This window comes from Enterobacter cloacae complex sp. IR5401 (assembly GCF_049238425.1).
Classification (GTDB): Bacteria; Pseudomonadota; Gammaproteobacteria; order Enterobacterales; family Enterobacteriaceae; genus Enterobacter; species Enterobacter hormaechei_C.
Genome location: NZ_JBMKHN010000002.1, coordinates 423,639 through 445,579, shown reverse-complemented (window position 1 = coordinate 445,579; position 21,941 = coordinate 423,639). Strand labels below are relative to the sequence as shown.

At 56.2% G+C, this 21,941-nt stretch carries 19 protein-coding genes; 15 read left to right on the top strand and 4 right to left on the bottom strand.

Going from position 1 to position 21,941, the window contains the following annotated elements; genetic code table 11:
* Position 1: 1 nt before the first annotated feature.
* Genes kdpB through kdpF form a run of 3 tightly spaced genes read right to left on the bottom strand, consistent with a single transcriptional unit; the run spans position 2 to position 3,837 of the window.
* Positions 2-2,050: a potassium-transporting ATPase subunit KdpB gene (gene kdpB / locus ACOTX1_RS05120; RefSeq protein ID WP_023315640.1), complete on the bottom strand. Its 2,049-nt coding sequence runs from the start codon at positions 2,048-2,050 to the stop codon at positions 2-4.
* A gap of 18 nt (positions 2,051-2,068) precedes the next feature.
* The gene (gene kdpA, locus ACOTX1_RS05115; protein WP_023315641.1) at positions 2,069-3,748 is read right to left on the bottom strand and encodes a potassium-transporting ATPase subunit KdpA; all 1,680 of its coding nucleotides are present in this window, start codon (positions 3,746-3,748) and stop codon (positions 2,069-2,071) included.
* Positions 3,748-3,837, bottom strand: coding sequence for a K(+)-transporting ATPase subunit F (gene kdpF, locus ACOTX1_RS05110; RefSeq protein WP_003858638.1), 90 nt, complete (start codon positions 3,835-3,837; stop codon positions 3,748-3,750). The genes kdpA and kdpF overlap by 1 nt, the downstream gene beginning before the upstream one ends.
* 310 nt (positions 3,838-4,147) lie before the next feature.
* On the opposite strand from kdpF, the gene ACOTX1_RS05105 reads away from it, so the two are divergent.
* From ACOTX1_RS05105 to nei, 7 genes are all read left to right on the top strand, one after another.
* Positions 4,148-4,354: a YbfA family protein gene (locus tag ACOTX1_RS05105; protein ID WP_003858637.1), complete on the top strand. Its 207-nt coding sequence runs from the start codon at positions 4,148-4,150 to the stop codon at positions 4,352-4,354.
* A gap of 598 nt (positions 4,355-4,952) precedes the next feature.
* Positions 4,953-6,365: a deoxyribodipyrimidine photo-lyase gene (phrB, locus tag ACOTX1_RS05100; protein WP_022650613.1), complete on the top strand. Its 1,413-nt coding sequence runs from the start codon at positions 4,953-4,955 to the stop codon at positions 6,363-6,365.
* Positions 6,366-6,375: 10 nt separating this feature from the next.
* The gene (locus tag ACOTX1_RS05095; protein WP_032634659.1) at positions 6,376-7,119 is read left to right on the top strand and encodes a type 2 GTP cyclohydrolase I; all 744 of its coding nucleotides are present in this window, start codon (positions 6,376-6,378) and stop codon (positions 7,117-7,119) included.
* A 14-nt stretch (positions 7,120-7,133) separates the two neighbouring features.
* Entirely contained in the window at positions 7,134-7,790 is a 657-nt protein-coding gene (gene pxpB / locus ACOTX1_RS05090) for a 5-oxoprolinase subunit PxpB (RefSeq protein WP_003858633.1), read from the top strand.
* A complete protein-coding gene (pxpC, locus tag ACOTX1_RS05085; protein WP_023315643.1) occupies positions 7,784-8,716 on the top strand; it encodes a 5-oxoprolinase subunit PxpC in 933 nt (310 codons plus the stop codon). The genes pxpB and pxpC overlap by 7 nt, the downstream gene beginning before the upstream one ends.
* Positions 8,703-9,443: a 5-oxoprolinase subunit PxpA gene (pxpA, locus tag ACOTX1_RS05080; RefSeq protein WP_023315644.1), complete on the top strand. Its 741-nt coding sequence runs from the start codon at positions 8,703-8,705 to the stop codon at positions 9,441-9,443. The genes pxpC and pxpA overlap by 14 nt, the downstream gene beginning before the upstream one ends.
* An 18-nt stretch (positions 9,444-9,461) precedes the next feature.
* Positions 9,462-10,253, top strand: coding sequence for an endonuclease VIII (nei, locus tag ACOTX1_RS05075; RefSeq protein WP_023315645.1), 792 nt, complete (start codon positions 9,462-9,464; stop codon positions 10,251-10,253).
* An 85-nt stretch (positions 10,254-10,338) separates the two neighbouring features.
* Here nei and ACOTX1_RS05070 read toward each other — a convergent pair whose 3' ends face one another.
* Complete coding sequence (locus tag ACOTX1_RS05070; RefSeq protein WP_003858624.1) at positions 10,339-11,622, bottom strand: citrate synthase; 1,284 nt, start codon at positions 11,620-11,622, stop codon at positions 10,339-10,341.
* Positions 11,623-12,261: 639 nt separating this feature from the next.
* On the opposite strand from ACOTX1_RS05070, the gene sdhC reads away from it, so the two are divergent.
* The 8 genes from sdhC to sucD all read left to right on the top strand — a co-directional run bounded on the left by sdhC (position 12,262) and on the right by sucD (position 21,898).
* The gene (gene sdhC / locus ACOTX1_RS05065) at positions 12,262-12,666 is read left to right on the top strand and encodes a succinate dehydrogenase cytochrome b556 subunit (RefSeq protein WP_032634661.1); all 405 of its coding nucleotides are present in this window, start codon (positions 12,262-12,264) and stop codon (positions 12,664-12,666) included.
* A complete protein-coding gene (gene sdhD / locus ACOTX1_RS05060; RefSeq protein ID WP_023315647.1) occupies positions 12,660-13,007 on the top strand; it encodes a succinate dehydrogenase membrane anchor subunit in 348 nt (115 codons plus the stop codon). The genes sdhC and sdhD overlap by 7 nt, the downstream gene beginning before the upstream one ends.
* Positions 13,007-14,773 (top strand): succinate dehydrogenase flavoprotein subunit, encoded by a 1,767-nt coding sequence (gene sdhA / locus ACOTX1_RS05055; protein ID WP_003858619.1) that lies wholly within the window; start codon positions 13,007-13,009, stop codon positions 14,771-14,773. Before sdhD ends, sdhA begins: the two co-directional genes overlap by 1 nt.
* A gap of 15 nt (positions 14,774-14,788) precedes the next feature.
* A complete protein-coding gene (sdhB, locus tag ACOTX1_RS05050) occupies positions 14,789-15,505 on the top strand; it encodes a succinate dehydrogenase iron-sulfur subunit SdhB (RefSeq protein ID WP_003858617.1) in 717 nt (238 codons plus the stop codon).
* A 223-nt stretch (positions 15,506-15,728) separates the two neighbouring features.
* Positions 15,729-18,536 carry a 2-oxoglutarate dehydrogenase E1 component gene (gene sucA / locus ACOTX1_RS05045; RefSeq protein WP_003858615.1) on the top strand — a complete coding sequence of 936 codons (2,808 nt, stop codon included), beginning with the start codon at positions 15,729-15,731 and terminating at the stop codon, positions 18,534-18,536.
* A gap of 14 nt (positions 18,537-18,550) precedes the next feature.
* On the top strand, positions 18,551-19,777 hold the full coding sequence (odhB, locus tag ACOTX1_RS05040; protein ID WP_003858613.1) for a 2-oxoglutarate dehydrogenase complex dihydrolipoyllysine-residue succinyltransferase: 1,227 nt from the start codon (positions 18,551-18,553) through the stop codon (positions 19,775-19,777).
* A gap of 85 nt (positions 19,778-19,862) precedes the next feature.
* On the top strand, positions 19,863-21,029 hold the full coding sequence (gene sucC, locus ACOTX1_RS05035) for an ADP-forming succinate--CoA ligase subunit beta (RefSeq protein ID WP_003858611.1): 1,167 nt from the start codon (positions 19,863-19,865) through the stop codon (positions 21,027-21,029).
* A complete protein-coding gene (gene sucD, locus ACOTX1_RS05030) occupies positions 21,029-21,898 on the top strand; it encodes a succinate--CoA ligase subunit alpha (RefSeq protein ID WP_003858609.1) in 870 nt (289 codons plus the stop codon). Before sucC ends, sucD begins: the two co-directional genes overlap by 1 nt.
* Positions 21,899-21,941: the final 43 nt, after the last annotated feature.

The window sequence follows — 21,941 nt, the reverse complement described above, 5'->3', positions numbered from 1 at the left end:
TTTAAACCAGCCCGAACAGCGTTAGCAACATGTCGATAACCTTGATCCCAATAAAGGGCACCACCAGCCCACCCAGACCGTAAATCCACAGGTTACGGCGCAGCATGGCGGCGGCCGTCAGCGGCTTATAGCTCACCCCTTTCAGCGCCAGCGGAATAAGAAAGACAATAATCAGCGCGTTGAAGATCACCGCGCTCAGAATGGCCGAGGCCGGAGAGTGCAGGTGCATCACGTTCAGGGCATTTAGCTGCGGGTAGGTTGCCGCAAACGCCGCCGGAATGATGGCGAAATACTTCGCTACGTCGTTGGCGATACTGAACGTGGTCAGCGAGCCGCGCGTCATCAGCATCTGCTTCCCGATGTGCACCACCTCGATCAGCTTGGTCGGGTTCGAGTCGAGATCCACCATGTTGCCCGCCTCTTTTGCCGCCTGGGTACCGGAGTTCATTGCCACCGCCACGTCGGCCTGCGCCAGCGCCGGGGCGTCGTTGGTGCCGTCGCCGGTCATCGCCACCAGACGACCTTCCGCCTGATACTGGCGAATGAGCGCCAGCTTTGCTTCCGGCGTCGCTTCGGAAAGGAAATCATCCACGCCCGCTTCGGCGGCAATGGCCGCCGCAGTCAGACGGTTATCCCCGGTGATCATCACCGTTTTAATGCCCATCTTACGCATCTGGGCGAAACGCTCTTTTATACCGCCTTTAACGATATCCTTCAGAGCGATCACCCCCAGAACGCTTGCACCTTCCGCCACCACCAGCGGGGTTGCCCCCTGACGCGCCACGCTTTCCACCAGATGGTCGACTTCCGGGGGGAAGTGTCCATTATTGGCTTCAATATGACGGCGAATGGCATCAACGGACCCTTTACGGATCATCCGGTCCTGAATGTTAATGCCGCTCATGCGGGTTTGCGCCGTGAAGGGAACGAACGTGGCGTGCAGGCTTTGTACGTCGCGCTGGCGCAGGTTAAAGCGCTGCTTGGCGAGGATCACGATACTGCGGCCTTCCGGCGTTTCATCAGCCAGCGAGGAAAGCTGCGCCGCGTCAGCCAGCGTTTTTTCATCCACGCCGGGAGCAGGTAAAAAGTCAGAGGCCTGACGATTGCCCAGGGTGATGGTCCCGGTTTTATCCAGCAGCAGCACGTCTACGTCCCCCGCCGCTTCAACGGCGCGTCCGCTGGTGGCGATGACGTTAGCGCCCAGCATCCGGCTCATCCCCGCCACGCCAATCGCGGAAAGCAGGCCACCAATAGTGGTGGGGATCAGACAGACCAGCAGGGCGATCAGTACGGTGATGCTGACCGCTGTACCGCTGTAGGCGGAGAAAGGCCACAGGGTCGCCGTTGCCAGCAGGAAGACAATGGTGAGCGCCACCAGCAGAATGGTCAGAGCGATCTCGTTCGGCGTTTTACGACGCTGCGCGCCTTCCACCATGGCGATCATCCGGTCGAGAAAGGTTTCGCCCGGGTTAACGCTGCACTGGATCACCAGCCAGTCGGAAAGAATGCGCGTTCCGCCGGTAACTGAGGCGAAATCTCCGCCCGACTCACGGATCACCGGTGCGGATTCCCCGGTAATGGCGCTTTCGTCTACCGACGCGCCGCCCTCAATCACTTCCCCGTCGCAGGGGATGATGTCGCCGGCTTCCACCAGCACCACGTCACCTTTACGCAGTTCATCCGCCGGTACGTGGTCCATGTGCGCGCCGTATTTAGGTTCGCGTAATTTGCGCGCAAAGGCGGTTTTTTTGACTCCTTTCAGACTGTTGGCCTGCGCTTTACTGCGGCCTTCCGCCAGCGCTTCGGCGAAGTTGGCGAACAGCACGGTAAACCACAGCCACAGGCTGATGGCGCCGGTAAAGGTTGCATTCCCCAAAAGGTGTCCCGTTCCCATGGCAATCGCCAGTACGGTGGTGAGTAAACTTCCAGTCCAGACAATAAACATCACCGGGTTGTGCCACTGGACGCGCGGGCTCAGTTTTTTTACCGCATCCATGAGGGCCTGACGAACTAAGGTCGGTTCGAGCAGGGCCAGTTGTTTACGACTCATGACAAATTCTCCGCAAAATCAGCGTAAAGAGAGATATTCCGCAACCGGGCCTAACGCGAGGGCGGGGATAAAGGTCAGGGCACCTACCAGCAGAACGGTGCCAATCAGCAGGCCGACGAACAGCGCGCCGTGAGTCGGTAACGTACCGGTGGTGGTCGGCTGGATCTTCTTATTCACCAGTGTTCCGGCGATCGCCATGACGGGAATAATCACGCCGAAACGACCGACGAACATGCAGAACGCCAGCAGACAGTTCCAGAACGGTGAGTTGGCGCTTAACCCTGCAAAGGCGCTGCCGTTGTTGTTTGCGGCAGACGAAACGGCGTAAAGCACTTCGCTAAAGCCGTGAATGCCCGGGTTAAAGATGCCGCTGCGCCCGACGTCGGTCATCAGCGCCAGGGCGGTACCGAGCAGCACAAGGGCGGGGGTGACCAGGATCGCCAGCGCGGTTAATTTCATTTCGCGGACGTCGATTTTTTTGCCGAGATATTCCGGCGTGCGGCCGATCATCAGCCCGGCGATAAACACGGCGAGCAGGACGAACAACAGCATGCCGTACAGCCCCGAACCGACCCCACCGAAAACTACCTCGCCAATCTGCATCAGCCACATCGGGATCATGCCGCCGAGCGCGGTGAAAGAGTCATGCATGGCGTTCACCGCCCCGCAGGAGGCCGCCGTGGTGACCACCGCATAGAGGCTGCTGGCAAGAATGCCGAAGCGGCTCTCTTTGCCTTCCAGGTTGATATTGCTGTTAGCCCCCAGCTGCATAAAGTGGCTGTTGCCGTTCCATTCGGCCCACATCACCAGTGCTACGCAGACCACGAAGATTAACGACATGGCCCACAGCAGCGTACGGCCCTGGCGGCGATCGTTAACTACATCGCCAAAGGCGAAGCAGAGCGCGGTGGGGATCAGGAAGATTCCCAGCATCTGTACAAAATTGGTTAACGCCGTTGGGTTTTCAAACGGGTGCGATGAATTGGCGTTGAAGAAGCCGCCCCCATTGGTGCCCAGCATCTTGATTGCTTCCTGCGACGCCACCGGCCCCATTGGCAGGAGTTCCCTGGCCCCTTCAAGCGAGGTAAAAGGGGTATAAGGCAGCAGGTTTTGCAGAGTGCCTTGCTGAATAAAGAACAGGGCAATAATCAGCGCAACAGGCACCAGGATCCAAAGGGTGATGCGTGTGACATCAACCCAGGCGTTGCCGAGAGTGCTGACATTCTGACGGGCAAACGCGCGCGTCAGGGCGAAGATCACCGCGATACCGCTGGCCGCAGAAAGAAAGTTCTGCACGGTTAACCCGGCCATCTGGCTGAAGTAGCTGAGCGTGGTTTCACCGGCGTAAGACTGCCAGTTGGTGTTGGTGACAAAGCTGACCGCCGTGTTCAGCGCCAGATGCCAGGATAAACCCGGTAACTGCTGCGGGTTCAACGGCAGACTGCCCTGGAGCATCAGCAGCGTAAAGAGGGCAATAAGCCCCACGATATTCAGAAGCAGTATCGCCATCAGGTATTGGCGCCAGTTCATTTCCCGGTCGCTGATACCTGAAATGCGCCAGAGCACATTTTCAATATTTCGCGTGCCCGGCAATGGCACGTTGTTTATCAGCCGCGCCAGCGCTGTTCCCAGCGGCCTGGCGAGCACAAACAGTACCAGTAAAAAGCTGGCAATAAGCAAAAACGCCTGAGCAGCCATCAGAATGCCTCCGCATTAATCAGGGCATAAATCAGATAACCCAATAACAGGAACACCAGCACGATGCCGGCAATCAGACCTGCACTCACACTCCACCTCCGGGTGACTTTTGTTGTTGTACAAACGGTAGGATTTGTGGCGCAAAGATTTCGCAAAAATCAGAAGGGCAGGTGTAAAAAAAGTATAAAAAAGGGAAAAGCCACAATTTAACTATTGGTAAGTAAATCGTTAACTTTTTTGTAACTTAATTACAGGCATGAATGTAAATATTCACGAAATGGATGAAAATAAGTGGTCGGATGAGTAGTAAAATTACAAACAAAGCGGTATTATTTTAACCAGGTCACAGATTTCACATTTTCCGGAGACGGTTTCCGGCCAACTACAGGGGAGAAAAATATGGATCTTTATAAAGAGTTTCCGGCTCATATCATTTTCATGCGTCGCACTTTCGCCGTTGTGGCTGGCGTGCTGGCCCTGCCGGTGATGCTGTTCTGGAAAGATCGCGCACGTTTCTACAGTTACCTGCATCGCGTCTGGGCGAAAACCAGCGAGAAGCCGGTGTGGATGGATCAGGCCGAGAAAGCAACCTGCGATTTCTACTGATACGGTGTGACATCTTAGCCATAAAAAAACCGCCTACAGCAAAGTGGCGGTTTTTTTGTCCCTCGGGATTCGCGGTCCGTTGGGTAATCTTGCAGCCCCTACCCGGGATTTTTATCATACCCTTCTTTAAAAAGTTCGCAATCCACTTCACCTTTATAAATTCCTAATTTTACTGAAATAACTTACTTTTGGCGTTGGTGTTAATTATGATGCCACGTCCCTTTCCGCCATCTCGCAAATGGGCATCGGTCCTGGGAAAGGTGTATCCATAGCCGTAAAGCAGTCCGCCTACCCGGGCTTGTGTCCACCGATTTATCACCGGTGGTGATAGGTGGAGCGGTTAGCAGCAGGGACCGCATAGTGAAACGCTATTTATGCATTGCGTTCATTGTCGCCAGCGCACTCGTTGTAAAGAGTGATAAACCGGATGTGTTTATTGCCTTTACCCCGATAGTGCAGGACAAGTAGCGTTAAGGCCGCCTCGGGCGGCCTTTTTTATTTCATCCCGTCTACACTTCATGGCAAAGTAGTTCAATGCATGCCTTTTTCCTTTTACGGCATGCCCTTACGGACATAATGGACAATTGCCAGGAGTTTTATGCCCACCCATCTGGTTTGGTTTCGCGCGGATTTACGCATTCACGACAACTTCGCTCTCGCGGCGGCCTGCCGCGCTAAAGACGCGAATGTGCTGGCCCTGTTTATCGCCACGCCTGAACAGTGGCGGCAGCATGACATGGCGCCCCGGCAAGCGGCACTGCTCAGCGCGTATCTGAATGACCTGCAACATTCACTGGCCGAAAAAGGCATTCCGCTGATCTATAAAGAGGCCCATGATTTTGCCGCTCAGCGTCAGACGGTGCAGGCAATCTGCCAGCAGTACGCAGTAACGCATCTTTATTACAACTATCAGTATGAATTCAACGAGCAGCAGCGGGATCGTCAGCTGGAGAAATCCCTTGCGGGCGTGGTCTGTGAAGGCTTTGATGACAGCGTGATGCTCGCGCCTGGCAGCGTAATGACCGGCAGTCACGAGATGTATAAAGTTTTCACGCCGTTTAAAAATGCCTTTATCAAACGCCTGAAAGAGGGACTACCTGAGTGCGTTACCGCCCCGTCCGTGAGAGGGGAAACGATAACGGATCTGCCGGCGATCAGGCTGAATTATCCCCAGCAGTCGTTCGATGAAACAGTATTCCCCGCCAGCGAGAAAGCGGCTATCGCCCGGTTGCGTCAGTTCTGCGCGCAGGGGGCGGTTGAGTACGAGGCGCGTCGGGATTTTCCAGCGATTGAAGGCACCAGCCGCTTGTCGGCCTGTCTAGCGCTGGGCGCGCTCTCTCCGCGCCAGTGTTTACATCGCCTGCTGGCGGAACAGCCTCAGGCGTTAGACGGGGGGGCGGGCGCAGTGTGGCTGAACGAACTGATCTGGCGTGAGTTCTATCGCCATCTGATGACGTATCATCCTGATTTGTGTAAACATCGGCCCTTTATTCGTTGGACCGAACAGGTACAGTGGCAGTCGAATGAGAAGCTGCTTAAGGCATGGCAGCATGGGCTTACCGGCTTCCCGATTGTTGATGCAGCTATGCGGCAGCTCAATGAAACCGGGTGGATGCATAACCGTCTGCGTATGATTACCGCCAGCTTCCTGGTGAAGGATCTGCTTATCGACTGGCGAACCGGAGAGCGTTATTTTATCTCTCAGCTGATCGATGGCGATCTGGCGGCGAATAACGGCGGCTGGCAGTGGGCGGCCTCCACCGGAACGGATGCAGCTCCCTATTTTCGGATCTTCAATCCGACCACGCAGGGACAAAGATTTGACGCCGACGGCGAGTTTATCCGCCGCTGGCTGCCTGAGCTTAAGGATGTCCCGGCCAAAGCCATTCATGAACCCTGGGTATGGGCGGATAAACAGCGTGTTACCCTGAACTATCCCCGTCCCATTGTCGACCATAAACAGGCGCGCGTCGCCACGCTGGCGGCGTACGAAGCCGCCCGAAAAGTTTGAGAGAATGATGATGAAAAACAGTGAACTGGAACGCCTGATTAACGAAAAACTCAACACGGCTTCGTTTAGCGACTACGGCCCGAATGGCTTGCAGGTGGAGGGGCGCGAGACGGTGCAAAAAATTATCACCGGCGTGACGGCAAGCCAGGCGCTGCTGGATGAGGCGGTGCGTCAGGAAGCCGATGCGGTGATTGTCCACCACGGTTATTTCTGGAAAAACGAATCACCGATTATTCGCGGCATGAAGCGCAACCGACTCAAAACGCTGCTGGCGAATGACATCAACCTGTACGGCTATCACCTGCCGCTCGATGCGCATCCTGAGCTAGGGAACAACGTTCAGCTTGCGCAGCTGCTGGGGATTACCGTGATGGGTGAAATTGAACCCCTGGTGCCGTGGGGCGAACTGTCGATGCCAGTTCCGGGTCTGGAGCTGGCTTCGTGGATCGAAGCGTGCCTGGGGCGTCGTCCGCTGTGGTGCGGCGACACCGGGCCGGATACCGTGAAGCGCGTGGCATGGTGCACCGGCGGCGGCCAGGGCTTTATTGACAGCGCGGCGCGTTTTGGTGTCGACGCCTTCATTACCGGCGAAGTCTCCGAGCAGACTATCCACTCAGCCCGTGAACAAGGCCTGCATTTTTACGCGGCGGGCCATCACGCCACCGAGCGTGGCGGCATCCGCGCCCTCAGCGAGTGGCTGACGGAAAATACCGATCTGGATGTGACGTTTATTGATATCCCTAATCCAGCCTGATGAGAGGTAGTTAAGTGCAGCGAGCGCGTTGTTATCTTCTGGGTGAAACCGCAGTGGTTCTGGAACTTGAGCCTCCGGTGACGCTTGCTACGCAAAAGCGTATCTGGCGTCTGGCTCAGCGACTGCCCGAGCTACCCGGCGTGGTTGAAGCTATTCCGGGTATGAATAATATCACCGTGGTGCTGCGTGATCCGCACACGGGGGCGCTGGATGCCATTGAGCGTCTGCAACGCTGGTGGGAGGAGAGCGAGGCGCTGGAGCCGGAATCGCGGACGATTGAGATCCCGGTTGTCTATGGCGGCAAGGGAGGCCCCGACCTTGGCGTGGTGGCCGAGCACTGTGGATTAACGGAGAAGCAGGTTGTGGAGCTGCATAGCTCAGTCGACTATGTTGTCTGGTTTTTGGGATTTCAGCCGGGTTTCCCCTATCTGGGCGGGTTATCGCCCCAGCTGCATACGCCGCGCCGGGCTGAGCCGCGCCTGAGCGTACCGGCGGGCAGCGTGGCGATTGGTGGCGAGCAAACGGGAATTTATCCGCTCGCTTCACCGGGAGGCTGGCAGCTGATTGGGCACACGTCCACGCCGTTATTTGAACCAGGCCAGGACGCGCCCATACTCCTGCGGCCGGGGGATACGCTGCGCTTTATCCCGCAGAAGGAGGGAGTATGTTAACGCTTATTCGCGCAGGGCTTTACACCTCGGTACAGGATGCCGGGCGTTTTGGGCTGCGTCAGTCGGGCGTGAGCTACTGCGGTGCGCTCGATCGCCCTTCGCTGGAGATTGCCAACCTGCTGGTAGGTAACGCAGGCAGCACGGCGGCGTTAGAAATTACGCTGGGTCAGTGCGTGATTGAGTTTGGTCAGGAAACCTGGTTTGCCTTAACCGGCGCGGGCTGTGACGCAACGCTGGACGGCAAAGCGGTGTGGACCGGCTGGCGCCTGCGGGCGAAGGCCGGGCAGCGTCTGACGCTCAAGCGTCCTCTGCACGGCGTGCGTAGCTATCTTGCGGTAGCGGGGGGGATCGACGTGCCGGAGGTGCTGGGCTCATCCAGCACTGACCAGAAAGCGGGAATGGGCGGCCATGAAGGACGGCTGCTGCGCGACGGCGATCGTCTGCGAATAAAGACCTCAACGCGCCATTTCACCACCACGCAGGGCGTGAAACAGCTGCTGTGGGGGAACGTGATCCGCGCCTTACCAGGACCGGAATACCAGGAGTTTGATGAAGCCGCGAAAGAGTCTTTCTGGCGCTCGCCGTGGAAGATCAGCCCGCAGAGTAACCGCATGGGTTACCGGCTTCAGGGCCAGCCGCTGACCCGCACAACTGACCGGGAGCTGCTTTCCCATGGTCTGTTGCCGGGGGTGATTCAGGTGCCAGGCAACGGACAGCCCATTGTACTGATGAACGATGCGCAAACCACGGGAGGATATCCGCGTATTGCCTGCATTATCGAAGCGGATCGCTACCATCTGGCGCAAATTCCTCTCGGTCAGCCAATTCATTTTGTGCAGTGTTCGCTGGAGGAGGCACTGAAAGCCCGGCAGGATCAGCAGCGTTATCTCGAACAGCTGGCGTGGAGGCTCGATGGTAAAGATTGATTTAAACGCCGATCTGGGAGAGGGCAGCAGCGCCGATGCGGCGCTGATGACGCTGGTCTCCTCGGTGAATATCGCCTGCGGGTTTCATGCCGGCGATGCGCAGACTATGCTGGCGAGCGTGCGCAATGCCATGAAAAACGGCGTGGCGATAGGCGCTCACCCCAGCTTTCCGGACCGGGAAAACTTTGGCCGCACGGCGATGGATCTGCCGCCTGAGACGGTTTACGCGCAAATGCTCTACCAGATCGGCGCGCTGGAGGCGATAGTGCGCGCTGAGAATGGCGTGTTGCGCCACGTCAAGCCGCACGGCATGCTCTATAACCAGGCGGCGAAAGATCCGGTGTTGGCGGATGCCATTGCCCGTGCGGTGCGGGACTGTAATCCGCAACTGATTCTGGTTGGCCTGGCGGGCAGCGAGCTTATCCGTGCCGGCGAACGGCTGGGGCTGATTACGCGGCAGGAAGTGTTTGCCGATCGGGGATACCTGCCGGACGGCAGCCTGGTTCCGCGCACGCAGGCCGGTGCGCTGATCACCGACGAAGGTAAAGCGCTGGCGCAGACGCTGGAGATGGTGCGCTTCGGGCGAGTAACCTCAACGGAGGGTACAACGGCAAACGTTCAGGCTGATACGGTGTGCTTACACGGTGACGGCGAGCATGCGCTCCAGTTTGCGCGACGCCTGCGGACGGCGTTCTCGGAAGAGGGCATTGTTGTCAGCGCAGAATAATCATGAAAGGACAATAACATGCCAGAAGGTCCGGAGATCCGCCGCGCGGCGGATAGCCTGGAGGCGGCGATAAAGGGCAAACCTCTGACACACGTCTGGTTTGCCTTTCCTCAACTCAAACCGTTTGAAGCGCAGCTGGTGGGACAGACGGTGACCCACATTGAAACGCGCGGCAAAGCGTTACTCACCCACTTTTCCCATAACCTGACGTTATACAGCCATAATCAGCTTTACGGCGTCTGGCGGGTGGTGGAAGCGGACGAGCAGCCGCAAACGACCCGCGTGCTGCGCGTGCGGCTACAAACGGCGGATAAGGCGATCCTGCTCTACAGCGCTTCTGATATCGAAATGTTAACGCCGGAGCAGTTGCTCACGCACCCGTTCTTACAGCGGGTTGGGCCGGACGTGCTGGATATGCGCCTGACGGCGAGCGATGTGAAGGCCCGACTGCTATCGCCCACATTCCGCAACCGGCAGTTTTCCGGGCTGTTGCTCGATCAGGCATTTCTGGCGGGGCTGGGAAACTACCTGCGGGTGGAGATCCTCTGGGAAGTCGGGCTGGCACCGCAGCACAAAGCGTCGCAGCTAAGCGATGAAAAGCTGGAGGCGCTGTCGCACGCGTTGCTGGATATTCCACGGCTGTCGTACAACACGCGTGGCATCGTAGATGAAAACAAGCACCACGGGGCGCTGTTCCGGTTCAAGGTGTTTCATCGGGCGGGTAAAAAGTGTGAGCGGTGCGGCGGGATTATCGACAGGATTATGCTCTCTTCGAGACCCTTTTACTGGTGTCCACATTGTCAAAAATAAAAAAGCCGGGTGGCGGCTACGCCTTACCCGGCCTACGTTTCGCATTTGTAGGCCCGGTAAGCGGTAGCGCCACCGGGCTTAACTTTTAGCGCTTCAGGTCAGACTTAAAATCACGCTGCTCGTAGCCGGTATACAGCTGACGAGGACGGGCGATTTTCATGCCTTCGCTGTGCATTTCGTTCCAGTGCGCAATCCAGCCCACGGTACGCGCCATGGCGAAGATCACGGTGAACATGGAAGACGGAATGCCCATCGCTTTCAGAATAATGCCAGAGTAGAAATCGACGTTCGGGTAGAGTTTCTTCTCGATGAAGTACGGGTCGTTCAGTGCGATGTGTTCCAGCTCCATCGCCACTTCCAGCAGATCATCTTTGGTGCCCAGCTCTTTCAGCACTTCGTGGCAGGTCTCACGCATGACGGTCGCGCGAGGGTCGTAGTTTTTGTAAACACGATGACCGAAGCCCATCAGACGGAAGGAGTCATTCTTGTCTTTCGCGCGGCGCACGAACTCAGGAATATGCTCAACGGAGCTGATCTCTTCCAGCATCTTCAGTGCTGCTTCGTTCGCGCCGCCGTGCGCCGGTCCCCACAGGGAGGCGATACCCGCAGCGATACAGGCGAACGGGTTCGCGCCGGAAGAGCCTGCGGTACGGACGGTAGAGGTCGAGGCGTTCTGTTCGTGGTCAGCGTGCAGGATCAGAATACGGTCCATCGCGCGTTCCAGCACCGGGTTCACTTCATACTCTTCGCACGGCGTGGAGAACATCATGCGCAGGAAGTTACCCGCGTAGGAGAGGTCGTTGCGTGGATACACAAACGGCTGACCGATAGAGTATTTGTAACACATCGCCGCCATGGTAGGCATTTTGGAGAGCAGACGGAACGCCGCAATATCACGGTGACGTGGGTTATTCACGTCCAGAGAATCGTGGTAGAACGCCGCCAGCGCACCGGTAATACCGCACATAACCGCCATCGGATGAGAGTCACGACGGAACGCATGGAACAGACGGGTAATCTGCTCATGGATCATGGTGTGACGGGTCACGGTGGTTTTAAATTCATCGTATTGAGCCTGCGTCGGTTTTTCGCCGTTCAGCAGGATGTAGCACACTTCCAGATAGTTGGATTCGGTGGCTAACTGATCGATGGGGAAGCCGCGATGGAGCAGGATACCTTCGTCACCGTCAATGTAGGTGATTTTGGATTCGCAAGATGCGGTGGAGGTGAATCCAGGGTCAAAGGTGAATACCCCTTTGGAACCCAGCGTACGGATATCAATAACATCCTGACCGAGCGTGCCTTTTAGCACATCCAGTTCAATAGCATCATCACCATTTAGGGTGAGTTTTGCCTTTGTATCAGCCATTTACGGTCTCCTTAGCGCCTTATGCTTAAGACTGCGCTTTACCGGATTTGCTTTCAGCTGTTAATCATCGTTACCAGATTGTTATTTGGCTTACCGCTCAGCTCACGAGGAGAAACCAGGGTACAGAGCTATGGCGCCTTGCAGGTAAACGAATGAAATATCAGTGAAACAACAGCAAATCAGCGTTTTTGCAGTCCGAATTATTCAAACCTGTATATCACTAATAACTGTCCTGATAACTTCGGTCAATACCATCACACTGTTACATAACTATTTGTCAGGTGAAAGAGAGACCTCATAACTTTTGCGCATTATATGCCTTTTCTGATGACGTTTGTAACAATATTGTTTAACATTTGTCAAATCAGATGATTAAAATTTAAAAAGATGTTGTTATCGTGACCCCGATCACTGTTCCAGAGAAAACCCAACAAACTGTATGTAGGTTAATTGTAATGATTTTGTGAACGGCCTATACTGCCGCCAGGTCTCCGGAACACCCTGCAATCCCGAGCCACCCAGCGTTGTAACGTGTCGTTTTAGCATTTGGAAGCAATGTTTTGCATGACGCGCAGTTATAGAAAAGGAACGCTGTCTGACCCGCATCGCAGTCCGGAGGAAGGAAACAATAAGAACAGCATGTGGGCGTTATTCATGATAAGAAATGTGAAAAAACAAAGACCTGTCAATCTGGATCTCAAAACGATCCGATTCCCTGTAACAGCAATAGCGTCCATTCTGCACCGTGTTTCTGGTGTGATTACGTTTGTGGCGGTCGGTATCTTGCTGTGGTTACTGGGAACCAGCCTCTCATCCCCTGAAGGATTCCTCCAGGCCTCAGCCATCATGAACAACTTCTTCGTGAAATTTATCATGTGGGGCATTCTGACCGCGCTGGCCTATCACGTGGTTGGTGGCGTTCGCCATATGCTGATGGACTTTGGCTACCTGGAAGAGACGTTCGAGGCCGGTAAACGTACCGCTAACATTTCATTTGTGATCACTGTCGTGCTTTCACTTCTCGCAGGAGTTCTCGTATGGTAAGCAACGCCTCCGCATTAGGACGCAACGGCGTACATGACTTCATCCTGGTCCGTGCTACCGCCATCGTTCTCACCCTTTACATCATCTATATGATCGGTTTCTTCGCGACCAGCGGGACGCTGACGTGGGAAATCTGGAGTGGTTTCTTCGGATCGGCCTTCACCAAAGTGTTCACCCTGCTGGCCCTGTTCTCCATCATTATTCATGCCTGGATTGGCATGTGGCAGGTGTTGACCGATTACGTTAAACCGCTGGCGATTCGCCTTCCGCTGCAACTGATTATTGTTGTTGCTCTGCTGGTTTACGTCATTTATGGATTTGTTGTGGTGTGGGGTGTGTAATGAAACTGCCAGTCAGAGAATTTGATGCTGTTGTGATTGGTGCGGGTGGCGCAGGTATGCGCGCCGCACTGCAAATTTCCCAGAGCGGCCAGACCTGTGCGCTGCTCTCTAAAGTATTCCCGACCCGTTCCCACACAGTGTCTGCGCAGGGCGGTATCACCGTTGCGCTGGGTAATTCCCATGAAGATAACTGGGAATGGCACATGTACGATACGGTAAAAGGTTCCGATTACATCGGTGACCAGGATGCCATCGAATATATGTGTAAAACCGGCCCGGAAGCGATTCTGGAGCTGGACCACATGGGTCTGCCGTTCTCCCGTCTGGAAAATGGCACCATCTATCAGCGTCCGTTTGGCGGCCAGTCGAAAAACTTCGGCGGCGAGCAGGCGGCACGTACCGCAGCGGCGGCTGACCGTACCGGCCACGCGCTGCTGCACACGTTATATCAGCAGAACCTGAAAAACCACACCACCATCTTCTCCGAGTGGTATGCGCTGGATCTGGTGAAAAACGCCGATGGCGCCGTGGTGGGTTGTACCGCCCTGTGCATCGAAACTGGTGAAGTGGTCTACTTCAAAGCCCGCGCTACGGTGCTGGCGACCGGCGGTGCAGGCCGTATTTACCAGTCCACCACCAACGCCCACATCAACACCGGTGATGGTGTCGGTATGGCTATCCGCGCGGGCGTGCCGGTGCAGGACATGGAGATGTGGCAGTTCCACCCAACCGGTATCGCCGGGGCGGGCGTACTGGTGACAGAAGGCTGCCGTGGTGAAGGTGGCTACCTGCTGAACAAACATGGCGAGCGCTTCATGGAGCGTTATGCGCCAAACGCGAAAGACCTGGCGGGCCGTGACGTGGTGGCGCGTTCCATCATGATCGAAATTCGTGAAGGCCGAGGCTGTGACGGCCCTTGGGGTCCACACGCGAAGCTGAAACTCGACCATCTGGGTAAAGAAGTGCTGGAATCCCGTCTGCCGGGCATTCTGGAGCTGTCCCGCACCTTCGCGCACGTCGACCCGGTGAAAGAGCCAATTCCGGTTATCCCAACCTGTCACTACATGATGGGCGGTATTCCGACCAAAGTGACCGGTCAGGCGCTGACCGTGAACGAGCAGGGCGAAGACGTGGTCATCCCTGGCCTGTTCGCGGTAGGCGAAATCGCCTGCGTATCCGTGCACGGCGCAAACCGTCTGGGCGGCAACTCCCTGCTGGACCTGGTGGTATTTGGTCGTGCGGTGGGGCTGCATCTCCAGGAATCTATTGCCGAGCAGGGCGCGCTGCGTGATGCGACCGACGACGAAATCGATGCCTCTCTTGAGCGCCTCAACCGCTGGAACGGCAACCGTAACGGCGAAGATCCGGTGGAAATTCGTAAAGCGCTGCAAGAGTGTATGCAGCACAACTTCTCGGTATTCCGTGAAGGTGACGCGATGGCCAAAGGGCTTGAGCAGCTGAAAGCGATTCGCGAGCGTCTGAAGAATGCCCGTCTGGACGATACCTCCAGCGAGTTCAACACCCAGCGCGTTGAGTGCCTTGAGCTGGATAACCTGATGGAAACCGCGTTCGCGACCGCGATGTCGGCAAACTTCCGTACCGAAAGCCGTGGCGCCCATAGCCGCTTCGATTTCCCGGATCGTGATGACGAAAACTGGCTGTGCCATTCCCTGTATCTGCCAGAGTCGGAAACCATGACGCGTCGTAGCGTTAATATGGAACCGAAACTGCGTCCGGCGTTCCCGCCGAAGATTCGTACTTACTAATGCGGAGACAGGATAATGAAACTCGAATTCTCAGTTTATCGTTATAACCCGGATGTAGACGATGCTCCGCGTATGCAGGATTACACCCTCGAAGCGGAAGAAGGTCGCGACATGATGCTGCTGGATGCCTTAATCCAGCTGAAAGAGAAAGATCCTACGCTGTCGTTCCGTCGCTCCTGCCGTGAAGGGGTGTGTGGTTCTGACGGTGTGAACATGAACGGCAAAAATGGCCTGGCCTGCATCACGCCAATTTCAGCGCTAAACCGCCCTGGCCAGAAAATTGTTATCCGTCCTCTGCCTGGCCTGCCGGTCGTGCGTGATTTGGTGGTGGACATGGGGCAATTCTATGCACAATATGAGAAGATTAAGCCTTACTTATTGAATAATGGACAAAATCCACCCGCTCGCGAGCACTTACAGTCTCCTGAGCAGCGTGAAAAACTCGATGGGTTGTACGAGTGTATTCTCTGTGCATGCTGTTCAACGTCATGCCCGTCGTTCTGGTGGAATCCGGATAAATTTATCGGCCCTGCGGGTCTGCTGGCTGCCTATCGCTTCCTGATCGACAGCCGCGATACCGAAACCGAGAATCGTCTGGAAGGGCTAAGTGACGCTTTCAGCGTATTCCGCTGCCATAGCATCATGAACTGCGTCAGTGTGTGTCCTAAGGGGCTGAACCCAACGCGCGCCATCGGCCATATTAAGTCGATGTTGTTGCAGCGCAGTGCGTAAGTAGTGAGAGGGGAGCGCTGTTCCCCTCACCCTAACCCTCTCCCAAAGGGAGAGGGGACAGATTGCAGAAACCTTTAAAAACTGCCCTGAAGTTTAGACAGTTTCTAAAGGTTCCTTCGCGGGCCAAATGAAAAGAGCTCGCAGGTGAACCCCGGCACGTACACGTGGTGTGCGTGGTAGTTTCTACGGCGAAAGTAAGCATAAAAATGCTTAAGGGATCACGATGCAGAACGGCGCAATGAAAGCCTGGCTGGACTCTTCTTACCTCTCTGGTTCAAACCAGAGCTGGATAGAACAGCTCTATGAAGACTTCTTAACCGATCCTGACTCAGTGGACGCAAACTGGCGTTCCATGTTCCAGCAGTTGCCTGGTACAGGGGTCAAACCGGATCAATTCCATTCAAAAACACGTGATTATTTCCGTCGTCTGGCGAAGGATGCCTCACGTTACTCTTCTGCGATTTCCGACCCTGACACCAATGCGAAGCAGGTAAAAGTCCTGCAACTTATCAACGCTTATCGCTTCCGTGGTCACCAGCATGCGAATCTCGATCCGCTGGGACTGTGGCAGCAGGAACGTGTAGCGGATCTCGATCCGGCTTATCACGATCTGACCGAGGCCGATTTCCAGGAAAGCTTTAACGTAGGTTCTTTTGCCATCGGCAAAGACACGATGAAGCTGGGCGATCTGATTGACGCGCTCAAGCAAACCTACTGCGGCTCCATCGGCGCGGAATATATGCACATTACCTCCACCGAAGAGAAACGCTGGATCCAGCAGCGTATCGAATCCGTGGCAGGCCACGCGAATTTCTCAGCAGAAGAGAAAAAACGTTTCCTCAGCGAACTGACCGCAGCGGAAGGCCTTGAGCGCTATCTGGGCGCGAAATTCCCTGGCGCAAAACGCTTCTCACTGGAGGGCGGCGATGCGTTAGTCCCGATGCTGAAAGAGCTGATTCGTCATGCCGGTAAGAGCGGTACGCGCGAAGTGGTGCTGGGCATGGCGCACCGTGGACGCCTTAACGTGCTGGTTAACGTGCTGGGTAAAAAGCCGCAGGATCTGTTCGACGAATTTGCGGGTAAACATAAAGAGCACCTCGGCACCGGTGACGTGAAGTACCACATGGGCTTCTCGTCTGATATCGAAACCGAGGGCGGTCAGGTTCACCTGGCGCTGGCATTTAACCCGTCGCACCTGGAAATCGTTAGCCCGGTGGTTATCGGTTCCGTGCGTGCGCGTCTGGATCGTCTGGACGAGCCGAGCAGCAATAAAGTGCTGCCAATCACCATTCACGGTGATGCGGCGGTCACAGGGCAGGGCGTGGTTCAGGAAACCCTGAACATGTCGAAAGCGCGTGGTTATGAAGTGGGCGGTACCGTTCGCATCGTAATCAACAACCAGGTGGGCTTCACCACCTCTAACCCGCTGGATGCGCGTTCCACCCCGTACTGCACCGACATCGGTAAAATGGTTCAGGCGCCAATTTTCCACGTTAACGCGGATGACCCTGAAGCCGTTGCTTTCGTTACCCGTCTGGCGCTGGACTTCCGTAACACCTTCAAGCGCGACGTGTTCATTGACCTCTTCTGCTACCGCCGTCACGGCCACAACGAAGCGGATGAGCCAAGTGCAACCCAGCCGCTGATGTACCAGAAAATCAAAAAACATCCGACGCCGCGTAAAATCTATGCTGACAAGCTGGAAAGCGAAAAAGTGGCGACGCTGGAAGATGCGACCGAAATGGTCAATCTTTATCGCGACGCGCTGGACGCGGGTGAATGCGTGGTCAAAGAGCTGCGTCCAATGAACATGCACTCCTTTACCTGGTCGCCGTACCTCAACCACGAGTGGGACGAGAGCTACCCGAACAAGGTTGAGATGAAGCGTTTGCAGGAGCTGGCTAAACGCATCAGCACCGTGCCGGAAGCGATCGAGATGCAGTCCCGCGTGGCCAAGATCTATGGCGACCGCCAGGCAATGGCGGCGGGTGAGAAGCTGTTCGACTGGGGCGGGGCGGAAACGCTGGCCTATGCGACGCTGGTTGACGAAGGTATTCCGGTTCGTCTGTCCGGTGAAGATGCGGGTCGTGGCACCTTCTTCCACCGTCATGCGGTTGTACACAACCAGTCTAATGGTTCAACGTATACTCCGCTTCAGCACGTGCATAACGGTCAGGGTCAGTTCAAGGTCTGGGACTCCGTGCTGTCAGAAGAAGCGGTTCTGGCCTTCGAGTACGGCTATGCCACCGCAGAACCCCGCACCCTGACTATCTGGGAAGCGCAGTTCGGTGACTTCGCCAACGGTGCGCAGGTGGTTATCGACCAGTTCATCTCCTCCGGCGAACAGAAATGGGGCCGTATGTGCGGTCTGGTGATGCTGCTGCCGCACGGCTATGAAGGACAAGGGCCGGAGCACTCCTCCGCGCGTCTGGAGCGTTATCTGCAACTCTGCGCCGAGCAGAACATGCAGGTTTGCGTGCCGTCCACTCCGGCTCAGGTTTACCACATGCTGCGTCGTCAGGCGCTGCGCGGTATGCGCCGTCCGCTGGTAGTCATGTCGCCAAAATCCCTGCTGCGCCATCCACTGGCGGTCTCCAGCCTGGAAGAGCTGGCAAACGGCACCTTCCTGCCGGCCATCGGTGAAATTGACGAGCTGGATCCGCAGGCCGTTAAGCGTGTCGTAATGTGTTCTGGTAAGGTTTATTACGACCTGCTGGAACAGCGCCGTAAGAACGATCAGAAAGATGTCGCCATCGTGCGTATCGAGCAGCTTTATCCGTTCCCGCATCAGGCGATGCAGGAAGTGCTGAAACAGTACGCTCACGTTCATGATTTTGTCTGGTGCCAGGAAGAGCCGCTCAACCAGGGCGCATGGTATTGCAGCCAGCATCATTTCCGTGAAGTGATTCCATTTGGGTCTGCCCTGCGTTATGCAGGTCGCCCGGCCTCCGCCTCTCCGGCGGTAGGGTATATGTCCGTTCACCAGAAGCAGCAACAAGATCTGGTCAATGACGCGCTGAACGTCGATTAATTAAAGGATACATAATGAGTAGCGTAGATATTCTTGTTCCCGACCTGCCTGAGTCCGTAGCAGATGCAACCGTCGCCACCTGGCACAAAAAACCAGGCGACGCGGTAACCCGTGACGAAGTGCTGGTAGAAATCGAAACTGACAAAGTGGTACTGGAAGTACCGGCTTCAGCGGATGGCATTCTGGATGCAGTCCTGGAAGATGAAGGTACGACCGTCACTTCTCGCCAGATCCTGGGTCGCCTGCGTGAAGGTAACAGCGCGGGCAAAGAGTCCAGCGCCAAATCTGAAGAAAAAGCGTCTACCCCGGCCCAGCGCCAGCAGGCGTCTCTGTCCGATCAGACCAACGACGCGCTCAGCCCGGCGATCCGTCGCCTGCTGGCTGAGCACAGCCTCGATCCGGCAGCCATCAAAGGCACCGGCGTGGGTGGCCGTCTGACGCGTGAAGACATCGACAAGCATCTGGCAAAAGCGCCTTCTGAGGCGAAAGCGGAAGCGAAAGCCCCTGCGGCAGCACCAGCGGCACAGCCCGCTCTGGGCGCACGTAGCGAAAAACGCGTGCCAATGACCCGCCTGCGTAAGCGCGTGGCCGAGCGTCTGCTGGAAGCGAAAAATTCCACCGCGATGCTGACTACCTTCAACGAAGTCAACATGAAACCAATCATGGACCTGCGCAAGCAGTACGGTGACGCGTTTGAAAAACGTCACGGTATCCGTCTGGGCTTCATGTCCTTCTACGTGAAAGCGGTAGTTGAAGCGCTGAAACGCTACCCGGAAGTGAACGCGTCTATCGATGGCGATGACGTGGTTTACCACAACTACTTCGATGTCAGCATGGCGGTTTCTACTCCACGCGGCCTGGTGACCCCGGTTCTGCGTGACGTAGATACCCTGGGTATGGCTGACATTGAGAAGAAAATCAAAGAGCTGGCCGTGAAAGGCCGCGACGGCAAGCTGACCGTTGAGGACCTGACCGGCGGTAACTTCACCATTACCAACGGCGGCGTGTTCGGCTCGCTGATGTCTACCCCGATCATCAACCCGCCGCAGAGCGCGATCCTGGGTATGCACGCCATTAAAGATCGTCCAATGGCGGTAGACGGTAAAGTGGAGATCCTGCCGATGATGTACCTGGCGCTCTCTTACGATCACCGCCTGATCGACGGCCGCGAGTCCGTAGGCTTCCTGGTTGCCATTAAAGAGCTGCTGGAAGATCCAACGCGTCTGCTGCTGGACGTCTAGTTTTTGCAGTCTTGCCCGGCGGCGCGTTGGTTGCCGGGCCTACAAAAGCACTACCTAACGATTACCTGAAGGATGGATAGAACACATGAACTTACATGAATATCAGGCCAAACAGCTGTTTGCCCGGTATGGCTTACCGGCTCCGGTGGGTTATGCCTGTACTACCCCGCGTGAAGCAGAAGAAGCCGCGTCTAAAATCGGTGCCGGCCCGTGGGTAGTTAAATGTCAGGTTCACGCTGGTGGCCGTGGTAAAGCGGGCGGTGTGAAGGTTGTTAAGAGCAAAGAAGAGATCCGTGCGTTTGCTGAACATTGGCTCGGCAAGCGTCTGGTAACCTACCAGACAGATGCGAACGGCCAGCCGGTTAACCAGATCCTGGTTGAAGCGGCGACCGACATCGCGAAAGAACTGTACCTCGGCGCAGTCGTAGACCGTAGCTCCCGTCGCGTGGTGTTCATGGCGTCTACCGAAGGCGGTGTGGAAATCGAAAAAGTGGCGGAAGAGACCCCGCACCTGATCCACAAAGTGGCTATCGATCCGCTGGCGGGCCCAATGCCTTACCAGGGTCGTGAGCTGGCGTTCAAACTGGGTCTGGAAGGCAAGCTGGTTCAGCAGTTCACCAAGATCTTCATGGGTCTGGCGACCATCTTCCTGGAGCGCGATCTGGCGCTGATCGAGATCAACCCGCTGGTGATCACCACCCAGGGCGACCTGATCTGCCTCGACGGCAAGCTGGGCGCTGACGGCAACGCGCTGTTCCGCCAGTCCGATCTGCGCGAAATGCGCGACCAGTCTCAGGAAGATCCGCGTGAAGCGCAGGCTGCACAGTGGGAACTGAACTACGTGGCGCTGGATGGCAACATCGGCTGCATGGTTAACGGTGCGGGCCTGGCAATGGGCACCATGGACATCGTTAAGCTGCACGGCGGTGAGCCAGCGAACTTCCTCGACGTGGGCGGTGGCGCAACCAAAGAGCGCGTAACCGAAGCGTTCAAAATCATTCTCTCTGACAGCAACGTGAAAGCGGTTCTGGTGAACATCTTCGGCGGTATCGTACGTTGCGACCTGATCGCCGACGGTATCATCGGCGCGGTCGAAGAAGTGGGCGTTAACGTTCCGGTTGTTGTACGTCTGGAAGGGAACAACGCTGAACTCGGCGCGAAAAAACTGGCTGACAGCGGCCTGAATATTATTGCAGCGAAAAGTCTGACGGATGCAGCTCAGCAGGTTGTTGCCGCAGTGGAGGGGAAATAATGTCCGTTTTAATTAATAAAGATACCAAGGTTATCTGCCAGGGCTTCACCGGTAGCCAGGGGACTTTCCACTCCGAACAGGCAATTGCCTACGGTACGCAGATGGTAGGCGGCGTAACGCCAGGTAAAGGCGGCACCACCCACCTGGGCCTGCCGGTGTTCAACACCGTGCGTGAAGCCGTAGAAGCGACGGGCGCAACCGCGACCGTGATCTACGTTCCGGCGCCGTTCTGCAAAGACTCTATTCTGGAAGCGATCGACGCAGGCATTAAGCTGATCATCACCATCACCGAAGGTATCCCGACGCTGGATATGCTGACCGTGAAGGTGAAGCTGGACGAAGCAGGCGTGCGCATGATCGGCCCGAACTGCCCAGGCGTTATCACCCCGGGCGAATGCAAAATCGGCATCATGCCGGGCCACATTCATCGCCCAGGCAAAGTGGGCATTGTGTCCCGTTCCGGTACCCTGACCTATGAAGCGGTTAAGCAGACCACCGACTACGGTTTCGGCCAGTCCACCTGCGTGGGCATCGGCGGTGACCCGATCCCGGGCTCTAACTTCATCGACATCCTGAAGCTGTTCCAGGAAGATCCACAGACCGAAGCGATCGTGATGATCGGTGAGATCGGTGGTAGCGCGGAAGAAGAAGCGGCTGCTTACATCAAAGATCATGTGACCAAGCCGGTGGTGGGTTACATCGCGGGTGTGACCGCGCCGAAAGGCAAACGTATGGGTCACGCGGGCGCGATTATCGCAGGCGGTAAAGGTACGGCTGATGAGAAATTCGCAGCACTGGAAGCCGCAGGCGTGAAAACCGTTCGCAGCCTGGCGGATATCGGTGAAGCACTGAAATCCATCATTAAGTAAGTCCTCTCTGCTCCCCGTATGGGGCGCGTTGAAGTATAAAAAA